Source organism: Shewanella sp. SR1, from assembly GCF_020447145.1.
GTDB lineage: Bacteria > Pseudomonadota > Gammaproteobacteria > Enterobacterales > Shewanellaceae > Shewanella > Shewanella baltica.
The window spans coordinates 138765-150051 of record NZ_JAJAEF010000012.1 but is presented as its reverse complement, the minus strand read 5'-3'; the positions used below and the strand labels follow the sequence as shown (position 1 = coordinate 150051).

General features: G+C 46.8%; 8 protein-coding genes. 4 read left to right on the top strand and 4 right to left on the bottom strand.

The window, feature by feature from the left end; genetic code table 11:
- Window positions 1-55: 55 nt before the first annotated feature.
- Both KV201_RS13275 and KV201_RS13270 read right to left on the bottom strand, forming a co-directional pair.
- Window positions 56-910 (bottom strand): alpha/beta hydrolase, encoded by an 855-nt coding sequence (locus KV201_RS13275; RefSeq protein WP_226059597.1) that lies wholly within the window; start codon window positions 908-910, stop codon window positions 56-58.
- Window positions 911-2309: 1399 nt separating this feature from the next.
- Complete coding sequence (locus KV201_RS13270; RefSeq protein ID WP_226059596.1) at window positions 2310-3848, bottom strand: leucyl aminopeptidase family protein; 1539 nt, start codon at window positions 3846-3848, stop codon at window positions 2310-2312.
- 219 nt (window positions 3849-4067) lie between these two features.
- On the opposite strand from KV201_RS13270, the gene KV201_RS13265 reads away from it, so the two are divergent.
- The 3 genes from KV201_RS13265 to KV201_RS13255 all read left to right on the top strand — a co-directional run bounded on the left by KV201_RS13265 (window position 4068) and on the right by KV201_RS13255 (window position 8080).
- Window positions 4068-5528, top strand: coding sequence for an aminoacyl-histidine dipeptidase (locus tag KV201_RS13265; RefSeq protein ID WP_226059595.1), 1461 nt, complete (start codon window positions 4068-4070; stop codon window positions 5526-5528).
- Window positions 5529-5783: 255 nt separating this feature from the next.
- Window positions 5784-6338 carry a cache domain-containing protein gene (locus tag KV201_RS13260; protein WP_006080485.1) on the top strand — a complete coding sequence of 185 codons (555 nt, stop codon included), beginning with the start codon at window positions 5784-5786 and terminating at the stop codon, window positions 6336-6338.
- A 95-nt stretch (window positions 6339-6433) separates the two neighbouring features.
- Window positions 6434-8080 (top strand): methyl-accepting chemotaxis protein, encoded by a 1647-nt coding sequence (locus KV201_RS13255; RefSeq protein ID WP_041408530.1) that lies wholly within the window; start codon window positions 6434-6436, stop codon window positions 8078-8080.
- 136 nt (window positions 8081-8216) lie between these two features.
- Here the strand turns inward: KV201_RS13255 and KV201_RS13250 are convergent, their stop codons facing one another.
- Window positions 8217-9149: a DMT family transporter gene (locus KV201_RS13250; protein WP_226059594.1), complete on the bottom strand. Its 933-nt coding sequence runs from the start codon at window positions 9147-9149 to the stop codon at window positions 8217-8219.
- Window positions 9150-9241: 92 nt separating this feature from the next.
- Here KV201_RS13250 and KV201_RS13245 point away from each other — a divergent pair, with 92 nt between their 5' ends.
- The gene (locus KV201_RS13245; protein ID WP_226059593.1) at window positions 9242-10141 is read left to right on the top strand and encodes a LysR family transcriptional regulator; all 900 of its coding nucleotides are present in this window, start codon (window positions 9242-9244) and stop codon (window positions 10139-10141) included.
- Between the two features lie 43 nt (window positions 10142-10184).
- Here the strand turns inward: KV201_RS13245 and dinB are convergent, their stop codons facing one another.
- On the bottom strand, window positions 10185-11261 hold the full coding sequence (dinB, locus tag KV201_RS13240) for a DNA polymerase IV (RefSeq protein ID WP_012090032.1): 1077 nt from the start codon (window positions 11259-11261) through the stop codon (window positions 10185-10187).
- Between the last annotated feature and the right edge of the window lie 26 nt (window positions 11262-11287).

Here is an 11287-nt window from a genome sequence, read left to right as displayed (position 1 = left end):
GGTTAGCATAAGTCTTGGCATGGCTTGAGGTTATGGTTACTTTTGGCGAAGCAAATTATAACGTCTTGCCATGCTGTCTAAAAATCACTCTCGAAAGATCAACAGCCCCTAATACAGGTTTATTATTTTTTTGCAGATTCTTTTCGTACGCTTGAGGTGAAAAAGATTCATTTAACCTATAAGAGTAGCTTTCAGCCTGTAATGGGTCGCTCCATTCTTTTGGGCGGTTAAAAAATAGCACAGGTAGAGAGTTAAACAGCTTAATTCCAACATTATTTAACATCGTCAATCCTATATAACGTCTAGTCGATACCTGAACCCATCCTCCCGAATTTGGCCTTACAGTTGGTGCCAGATAGCCAAGATAAGGAGCGAGGAGCAGATATCCATCAAATGCGACATGATCTCCTCCTGCATATTTTATCGCTAAACCGCCACCGGATGAGTGTCCTCCGAGAATGATAGATGAATTAGGGTATTGTTGACTAAGATGCAGCCTAAGATCCTCCAAGTCATCCTCATACTGTCCTATATAATCGATATCTCCCAATGTCTTTTGTGATGATCGACCATGGCCACGCAGATCTGGAATAACCACACTTATCTCAGTTGCAATGGATAATTTTTGAGCGGGGTGTAGCAAATACCGACCTTCCGCTCCAGAACCATGTAATAGAACCAGAATAGTATTCGTCTTGCCGGCGATAAATCTGTAAAACAACTCACTTCCGCTACGCGAAACATACGTTTGCTCGCTTAGTTGAAGGTTATCTGCTTTACCATTTAAAACATCAAAATCCAGACTATCGACGACTGGCTGTTTTCTAACGGGTATACATACCAATAATGATGCAAGCGCTAAGTAGCAAAAGGGTATAGCCAATAATGATGTAAGGAGCGTCATTGTCATTTTGATACCTATCGTCTTAGTATTTATGCGCTGGTTGTCTGCAAGGCATAAGTCGTGGATTGACTTATTTTGCACCAATGACCGCTACCCATTCCTATCTCTCGAATAATAGAAATGGTATTTTCATGCTATAGACATTTGCTTTTATGGGGTAGCAGTTTTTATATAGCTAAGTATACAGCTAAGGCAGTCATCACTTGATATCGTTTCAGCTTGTACCTCCAATGACACCTAATTTTGACAGGCTTAGAATCTAACTCATCGTGTTCGGCGTTAAACTCAGATTTGTACACCCACGGCATCCACTCCCACTCATCAGTAGTTGAATCAATAAAACCGCCAAATCAATACCATTGGTTCAGCATCTCGTATTCTGTTTAGCTTTTGATAAATACAAATCGACGGCGATATATCAGTAAGGTGTGAGTCAAAATGTTATTAACTCAGTTGATCACTTAGGTAAGGTTTAGATAAAAAAAAGGCAAAAAAAAGCCTGCTCAATGAGCAGGCAAAGACATATTTCAAGCGTCCCTTTCGGGGAAGTACATTACCGCGCTAGCGGGAAAAACCTGGCATATCCATGCAAAAACATCGATATGCTACTTGAGTCTAAACACGCCAAAAAAGGCGATACAAAGGTTGATGGATGATGGAAACTAAACTTTAAGGAGGGTTAAGCCTTAAAGCTCATGGCGAATAAACCGCCACGCAAAACATCAGTGTTAAACCAAGTGTTCTGCCAATAAAAATGGTTGTTGCCTGTATAAGTCATAGTCAATACTCCTAAATTAGTTGTGATTAAGTACTCTAGTGAAGCTTGGCTCGGTTCCCTGGAACTAGAGATTCTCATATCCGTTGAGACGACTTGTCACTCAGGTCCTTGGAGAAAAATATCCATCCTGGATAGACTAGAGAGGAAAGGCATAGCGCCTAATCCACGAAAGCAATTATATGGTTCTGTAGTTTTATTACAACCTTTATTTGTAATTTTTTTAATTAAGGCTTTTTAATGTAATTAAATTACACAATTATAGTAGGGTTAATGGCGATCTGCTTCACATAAAAACAGAAATAACCCTGTAAGCATCTAATAAGTAAGATATTACAGAATTATTTCTTTTTGTTACTAGGGCGTGTTGACGTTTCGAGATTAAATTTTGTTCGCTCTGGCAAGCTCGTGATCGCGAAACGAGGAGTGACGTGTAGTTATTCTACTCAAATGACGAGTGACAAAGAGCAAGAGCTTGCCAGACGAACCCTTCGGGCAGCGTTTGGCTGGCATTTCTGCTACGTTATCGCCCGTTTATGTAGAATAACTACACCGCACGGGCTTTACCTTGCATAAAAGCCAGCCAACTCGCTGCAAAAATAACCCTGAAACGTCAACACGCCCTACCCGTTAGCGATTGATCAGATATTGATACAAGCCCACCAGCGGACTGGCCGTAGGTTTGCCGTAGAGCGGATCGCCTTCTGTCGCACTGCCTGCGATATCTAAGTGCATATAAGCTAAGGGAATCGGGGCGGTTACACCATGGTCAAATAGCCCCGACGCTTTCAGTAAAAATGCCGCAGGATATTGATGTCCGCGCGCGGTAATCGATGATGGGGCATTATTTGAAGATAACATTTCAGCAGCGCCCGACACATCGCGGATCTTCGCGAAGTCTTCAGGTCGCAATGTAGACACTTCAAAGGGTTCGCCCCATTGAGTCGCCTGCTGTTGTAAAGTGACAGCGCATTGCTGCGAACTCGCCACTGAGTTTTCCACCGCCGCAGGATAACTGCCATAACAACGCACTACGTGACCCGTGAGTGTTGCTACCGAAAACATTTCAGGCTTCACCGCCGACACGGCTTTGATGCGTAAATGACTCAATAAATCCGCCAGCACTAAGCGCCCTTCGGCATCCGTATTACCAATCCGCACTCGTACACCCGCATGACTGGTGATGATTTCATCGGTCACGAAGGCTTCGCTGCCTATGCTATTACGCACTAAACCTAACTCGGCAATCACTCGAATGCCCTTAGGCTTGAGCATTGACAGGGTTTTGAATAGCCCCGCCACAGCTGAAGCGCCGCCTTTATCACGGCTCATGCCCGCCATAGAACCGCCGACTTTCAGATCGGCGCCGCCGGTATCGTAAATCACGCCCTTACCCGCGAACAGGAAAGTGCGAGTCACTTCACCCTCTGGCAGATATTCTAATTTCACCACCCGAGGTTGATGACGACCGACGGCAAAAGAGGATCGCGCCACTGCACTGAGCAGCGGATAATCACGTTCTAAAATATCTCTGTCTTCTACCACTGCGGTTTTGATCACGCTGCCCGCTAAGGATTGCAGACAATAATCAGCAAAGGCTTTAGCCGACATGCGCTCAGGTTCTGTACCACATAAATCCCGCGCTAATACGCGGCCCGCTTCTAACGCATTGAGTAAATTGCTGTTATGGGTTGATGAAGATAATAACCCTATGGCCTCAAATGTAGGCGTTAAGCCCGTCGCTTCACGCAGCTCTAAGGTTTGCCACAGTTCTTGACCGCAGGCTAACGCCGCGACTTCAGAGGCAAAACTAAAACGCAAATCCTTCGATGGCACCACATATAACAACGGACGTTTGGCGCCCGCCTCTTTTGCAATGGCAATCGCCGCCCTTGCGGCATCAGCATATACACGCACATCTACATACTCGTCGTTCACTTGGGTGACAGGCGCAATGATCAAGCGACCTCCCGCAAGACCCGGGGCAAACAGTAATGTCGGGCTCTTACCTACGCGCTTATCCACGTGGGCACCGTGCTGAGCCAATAAACTGATCTCATCAAAACCTATGGTATCCAGATCTGGCGTTACCACCACAACCGCATCCCAGCCTTCACCATCAAAAATGGCATTTTCTGCTTTTACATCAACGAAGTTAACTTGAAACATGACCCATCCTTTTTCATTATTGTGTCTGCATTATTCCCGCTCTATCGCCTAATTACCAATCTAAAAGTGGTATCGAGACACTCTGAAAAATCCCAACTGGAAACTTTGGCTGCCAGCGTAACAAAAGCCTGTGATGCTGAGATTAATTGGCTGCGCAGAATGTGGTAGAATGGCCGCAAATTTGCCCTATACCTACAAGACCTTATGAGGGACACTTCTGTGACAGCTTTAAGTCAGTTATACCCACAGCCATTATGGCAATGGTTTGAACAAATCTGCGCTATTCCCCACCCATCTAAGCATGAGCAAGCCTTAAGCCAGCACATTCAAGCGTGGGCAAAAAGCAAACAACTTGCCGTCGTTGAAGATGCCGTTGGCAACTTGATCATCCGCAAACCGGCTACGCCTGGAATGGAAGATCGTAAAATGGTGGTCATTCAAGCCCATATCGATATGGTGCCGCAGAAGAATGCCGACAAAGTACACGACTTCACCCAAGATCCTATCGAAGCTTATGTCGATGGTGATTGGGTTAAAGCCAAAGGTACGACCTTAGGTTCAGATAACGGTATCGGCATGGCATCGGCGCTGGCCATTTTGGGCTCTGATGACATCAAGCACGGTCCATTAGAAGTACTGCTGACCATCGATGAAGAGGCGGGCATGACCGGCGCCTTCGGTTTACAGGCGGGCATGTTAGATGCAGAGATCCTGATCAACACTGATTCTGAGCAAGAAGGTGAAATTTACATGGGCTGCGCCGGTGGCGTCGATGCTCAAATCACCCTGCCTATGGTGTGGCAAGCGTCTGAGCAAAGTTACTCAGCTTTTAGCCTGCATTTATCTGGCTTAAAAGGCGGTCACTCTGGAGTGAACATTCACTTAGGTCGCGGCAATGCCAACAAGTTATTGGCGCGTTTCCTATTTGAAAATGCAGATGATTTAGCGTTAGAGCTGACACAATTTAGCGGCGGTTCATTGCGTAATGCGATCCCACGTGAAGCCAACATCAGCTTTATGTTGCCTGAAGAAAACGTCGGTGCCTTAAACGAAAAAGTCGCTGAGTTTGAAGCGCTTATCCGCACTGAACTCGCCATTGCCGATCCTGATATGCGTTTAGTGTTAAACACTATCCCAACGCCAAAACGTGTGATGAGCGAAAACAGCCAAAATACCCTGATCGATTTGCTGCATGTGTGCCCGAATGGCGTGATCCGCATGAGTGATGAAGTCGAAGGTGTGACTGAAACCTCACTCAACGTTGGCGTTATCAGCACTGACGATGAACAAGTCACTATCCTGTGTCTTATTCGCTCACTGATTGATTCTGGCCGTACTCAAGTCGAAGGCATGTTAACTGCGTTAACTAACTTAGTCGGAGCCGATATCGATTTAAGCGGCGCTTACCCAGGTTGGAAACCAGATAACAGTTCACCTGTGATGGCGATAGTACGCGAAACCTATCAAGACATTTACCAAAAAGAGCCAGTGATCATGGTGATCCATGCGGGTCTTGAGTGTGGTCTATTCAAGAAACCTTATCCAGAAATGGATATGGTCTCGATTGGTCCTACGATTCGTTATCCACACGGACCAGATGAGATGGTGAACATCACCACAGTCGGCCAATACTGGACCTTATTATTAGCCGTACTCGAGCGTATTCCAGTTAAGGCGTAACGCCCAAGTTAGCCTAGCTCACTCAATTGGCACTTAATTCAAGGCCACATCTGCTCAAGTCAGATGTGGCCTTATTTTTTATCGCGCCTTCTATTTGTGTGTAGAAATGCCATTGATAAAATTTTTATGAAAGAACTGAATAACTTGAATTTTCTACTATAGTTGTTCTGTCTAACCCGAACGTATTTTTGCTTGTCGCGCTTTTAGAGATAGCCGCTTTCCCCTTCAATACAGTGACCTTAAGGAATAGAGATCATGAAATTTGGTAAAATCTTGTCAGCCGCCGCACTACTGCTCAGCAGTAACCTCAGTTTCGCCGAAGAAGTCCCCCAAGCCGTTATCGATCTAGCCGATTCACTGATGCCATTAGGTAAAGAAGTGGTGCTGGTGAATGCCGTTAAAGCGCAAAATGCTCAAGGCAAAAGTTTAGATTCGATCAAAACATTAGATGAAAAATGGATCGCCACCGCAGGGATTGATGACTTTATGTCGTCCTTGATGAACAACGAAGCGGCCAAGTTTCTCACCACCTTCGAAGCCAGCCAACCTTACTACCAAGAAATTTTCCTCATGGATAATCAAGGTGCGAACGTCGCCATGACCAGTAAAACCTCAGACTACTGGCAGGGTGACGAAGATAAATGGCAAAAATCCTTCGCCAATGGCAAAGGCGATAAGCACATAGGTCCGGTCAAATTTGACACTAGCTCCCAAGCATATCTGGTACAAATTTCGATACCCGTCATGGATGGCGATGCCGCAATTGGTGCTATCACCATAGGGATCAACCTAGATCAATTCGGACTCTAATAGCCAGAGAACGCCAGTGATAGGCCGCATCCACTTTTATTTAGTGGTTATCGCGGCCCTCACCTTTCAGTGCATCAATCAAGGAGGGCGTGACTATGGAATGGTATAAAGATCTTTCCGTTAACCAGAAACTGACTTACCCGAGTCTGCTACTCGCTGGCGTAGTCATCTTCGCCTCTTCAACTGGCATCTTAGGGCTTAAAGCATTAAATAACAGCGCAAATACGCTCGCACTCGAATACTTACCGAGCCAATCAGAACTGCTGCAAGCTGATAAAGAGCTTTACCAAGCGCAAGTCGCCGAACGTAGTCTGATGTTCGTTAACGTGGGCACGGACTCCTATAATAGCCTTCTAAAACAGCACACAAATAGTATATCTCTGGTCAAAGAACACCTTAATCAGTTTGCTGATGTGACTACTAGTCCCCTCGCAAAAGAGAAACTGAATGAATTAAATCGCAGTTTCGAGGTGTGGCGAACCACCACCTCTGAAATCAGCAATCAGCGCACCCAAAATGGCCGTAACGGTCGCACGACAGCCATTGATCTGAGCTTTGGCCAAGCAGCGACGCAATTCGAGCAGCTGCATCAAAATATTAATCAGCTGATCGATGACTTAAACAGCAACACGGCAGCAGCTGTCACCCAAGTGGATGATGACGCCTATCGTGGGCAGCAGATGCAGTTAATTGCTTTAACGATTAGTATCCTGATCTGCATTCTGTTCATCGTTACCTTGCCTAAACTCATCAGTAAGCCGCTCGCAGTTTTGCTGGCGAAAATCCACGATATTACCGATGGTGATGGTGATTTGACCGAGCGAGTCCAGCTAACCTCTAAGGACGAACTGGGCGACCTTGCCAATGCCTTTAATCATTTTCTCGATAACTTACATGGCATTATCTCGCAGTTTAAACAATCTACTTCGGAGCTTAATGTCGCCGCCGAAGGGCTAGCCAAAACCAGTGCCACGGCAAAACATACCTTGATGGATCAACAGGCAGCCACCCACAGAATCGCCGATGCCAGTGATCACATTGCTGCCTCAGTGCAAGAAGTGTCAGTCAGTGCCAGTCATGCCGCCGATGCCGCGAAACAAGCCGATATCTTTACCGCCGATGGCCAAGAAAGAGTGAAAAAAACCATCAATGTAATTCGAGAACTTGCGGGGGATGTAGGCTCGGCAGAAATGCAAATCAACAAACTCGAACAAGAAGGCCAACATATCGGCCGCGTGCTTGAGGTGATCCAATCTATTGCCGAACAGACCAATCTATTAGCCCTTAACGCAGCAATTGAAGCGGCGCGAGCGGGCGAGCAAGGACGCGGCTTTGCTGTGGTTGCCGATGAAGTGCGATCTCTCGCCTCAAAGACTCACCAATCCACCGAAGAAATTAAATTGATGATCGCCAATGTACAAAATGGCACCCAAAGCGCTGTGGCGGCAATTAATATCGGTAATGAAAAAGCGATTTCTAGCGTCGAAGCCGCCAGTAATGCCGGTGAAGCCCTCGCACATATTGCAGAAATGGTGAGTCAGATAAGCGAAATGAATAATCAAATCGCCCTCGCTGCCAAAGCGCAAACCACTATGGCCAATGAGAGTCATCAAAATATTCAACACATTGCCGAACAGTCGGAGGACAGTTTACGCAACACTGATGAAATCTACGCCGCAAGCGTACAACTCTCGTCAATGGCGGGTAACCTCACGGCGCTGGTCAGTCGTTTTAAACTGTAAGTTGTTGAAAGTGTGTGCTTGCAAATATGTGACGTTTTAATAAGTACCCTCTACCGAATAAGGGAGCATAAACCTGTCGCAGTGATTATCTGAATTCAGGTGCTCCCTTATATTTAAACAGCAAAGCTAGCATCGATTAGCAGCGCTTAACCACTAAGCCTCTTGTCGCGCGTAGATTGGCCAACATAGGTAACATCAGCGCGAGGATCACTATGAGCATACCCACCAATTGAATTTCCGTTACCGCCTGCCCCATGGCTAACGCCGTTAATGCTGCAAAAACGGGCACGAGATTAAAAAAGACCGATGCCTTAGCGGGGCCAAGCGCTTTAACGCCGTTAATCCAAAACAGATAACCGAGCACAGTGGCGAACAAACCGATGTAGAGCACGCTAGACAAAGCCGTCGTCGACAGCCCCATCAACTCCTGCCAAGGGTGAAACTCACCACGGCTTAGCCCTACTACGGACATAGACACACTGGCAGCTATCATACTCAGCAAGGTAAATGGCAACACAGGCAACCAATGGCCGACCCGTTGCGAACAAATGGTATAACCACTCCACGCCAACATGCCGGCGGCAATCATCACATCACCTTGGTTAAAACTGAAATTGAGCAACTGCTGCACACTGCCGTTAGTGATCACTAGCAATACGCCCGCCAAACCGCCCACTAAGCTAAACACTTGTTGTCTGCTGAGCCATTCATGCTGTAATAGCGCGTTGACGATTGAAGTCACCAGCGGGCTGAGCGCCATAATCAAAGCGCCATTGGCGGCAGAGGTGTACTGCAGCCCATTAAATAACGCCAGATTTAAGCCGCCAACACCAATCACGCCTACTAGCGCTATGACAATGTATTGCGCCAAACTCAATTTGGGCCAAGCCTGACGAGTAAAAACGATATATAACGCCAGAGTCACCGCCGCAATGGTAAAACGCCAGAATACGAGGGATTCCCCTGACATCTCCTCCAGCACTCGCTTAGCAATGGGAAACACGCTGCCCCAGCTAAAAACGCAAATCAGTAGACAAACGAATGTCATGTAAGGTGTATGGGATTTCATATCGGACTCTAGGGAGGTAATTGGGATTGAGCTTAGTTTATAAGTTTCATATATTATTAAAACCTACAAGATTTAGAGCTTAAATTCCAAATATGAAACTTAATTATTCCTTAGACGATATGCGCCTATTTTGGGTGGTGGCACAGCAAGGGAGTTTTAAGCTCGCGGCGCAGCACTTAGGCATTCCACCTTCGACCTTAAGCCGTCGAATCAATCTGTTAGAACAATCATTAGGCCTGCGTTTACTGCACAGAGACGCCCATAGAGTCAACCTTACCGCCACAGGTCAGCGTTATCTCGAACGCTGCGGCCCGCTGTTTATCGAGTTAAACCAGGTATCTGGTGAGTTGCATGCGGATAAACATCAAGCAGTTGGCAAACTGCGGATCTCGGCGCCCATCAATACAACCTATCGCTGGTTAGGTGAATCACTCAACGCCTTCCAACGGCACTATCCCAATATCGACATCGATTTAAGCCTGTCGAACATGAATATCGATGTCAGTGAAAACGCCATCGATATCGCCTTTCGAGTGGGTGAACCTAAAGATCCCGATTGGATTGCAAGGCCGCTCACCACGATTAGTTTTGTGCTTTGCGCCAGCACATCGGCAACCCAGTGGCATGCACTGCAAGCCATAGAAGCACTCGAACAGCATCCAGTTATCATAGCAAAGCCCGTAAAAACATGGCGCTTACAGCACAATATCACAAGGCAAGATTTCGAGTTTGAGCCGAGGGGGAACATCAAACTAGCCGTCGATGATATGGCGATCGCCAGTCAGGCTGTAGTGGCGGGACTCGGTATTGGACTATTACCCATCAGCATGGCGAGTGAACAGATACAAAGCGGCAAGCTCGTTCAAATACTGCCAGAATGGCAAGGTATTCCGCGCACCGCCTACTTGATGTATCGCGATAGAGACAACCTGCCCTTACGGGTCAGACTGTTAATTGATTTTATGTTGGCGAATCCACCCGAGGCTTATTGAGCCATTCAGGCATGAGTCTGCGGCTTATCGACTCAGTAAACAGCTAGAGCGCTAAATCAAGCTGAGTCTGGGCATTTGGGATTTCGGGCACTGCGAGGATAGAATCGGCGAGGCCGACCGAAATACCCAATAGACGAATGCCGCGCCCCTCTTGCCTTGCCATCGCCTGTGCGAGTAGATCATAAAACATCACAATCGAGACTTCATCACTACGATGCTCAATGGTGGTTTGCTTGAAATCATTAAACTTGAGCTTGACCACTTGCTTGTGAATTTTGCGTTCCTTAGCGCTGCGGCTCAAACGTAGGGCTAATTCTTGGATCAATCCCGGCATCACTTGTTGGCACTGCTCTAGGCTATAAATATCCTTCGCCAGCGTGGTTTCAACACCCACTGATTTACGCTCCCTGTCGGCGGAAATGCCCCGCTCATCGATGCCTTGGGAACGCTCAATCAAGACGCCACCAAACTTGCCGAATCGCGCCAATAACTCAGGTTTAGAATAGGCTTGCACATCACCACAGGTATTGAGCCCAAGCGAGGAGAGCTTTTCGGCGGTGACTTTGCCGACACCGGGAATTTTACGCAGCGATAAGGTTTTAACAAACTCAGGAAGTGTTTCAGGAGTAATCACATATTGGCCGTTTGGCTTATTCAAATCCGAGGCAACTTTAGCCAAAAACTTCACAGGGGCTATGCCTGCCGAAGCGGTTAACCCAGTTTCGGCTAAGATATCGCGGCGAATGGCCTGCGCAATCAAGGTCGCCGAGCCCTTATATTGTTGGCACTCACTCACGTCTAAATAGGCTTCATCTAAAGAAAGCGGCTCAATCAATTGGGTATAGCGGGAGAAAATTTCACGAATTTGCAGCGACACATCTTTATAAACCTGCATCCGCCCAGGAACCAAAATGAGATCGGGACACAACTTAAAGGCATAAGCGGTCGCCATCGCCGAACGCACACCGAATTTACGTGCCTCGTAACTGCAAGTGCTAATAACACCACGACGATCGCTGCTGCCGCCCACAGCTAAAGGCTTGCCACGGTATTCGGGAAAGTCGCGCATTTCCACTGCCGCAAAATAGCAGTCCATATCGATGTGAATAATTTTTCGCACGTTGAATTCCTCCAACGCCAAAATAC

What these genes read in the sequence shown, in the direction of transcription:
- KV201_RS13275 (WP_226059597.1), bottom strand. Translation starts at nt 910, where the DNA reads ATGACAATGACGCTCCTTACATCATTATTGGCTATACCCTTTTGCTAC.
- KV201_RS13270 (WP_226059596.1), bottom strand. Translation starts at nt 3,848, where the DNA reads ATGTTTCAAGTTAACTTCGTTGATGTAAAAGCAGAAAATGCCATTTTT.
- KV201_RS13260 (WP_006080485.1), top strand. Translation starts at nt 5,784, where the DNA reads ATGAAATTTGGTAAAATCTTGTCAGCCGCCGCACTACTGCTCAGCAGT.
- KV201_RS13255 (WP_041408530.1), top strand. Translation starts at nt 6,434, where the DNA reads ATGGAATGGTATAAAGATCTTTCCGTTAACCAGAAACTGACTTACCCG.
- KV201_RS13250 (WP_226059594.1), bottom strand. Translation starts at nt 9,149, where the DNA reads ATGAAATCCCATACACCTTACATGACATTCGTTTGTCTACTGATTTGC.
- KV201_RS13245 (WP_226059593.1), top strand. Translation starts at nt 9,242, where the DNA reads ATGAAACTTAATTATTCCTTAGACGATATGCGCCTATTTTGGGTGGTG.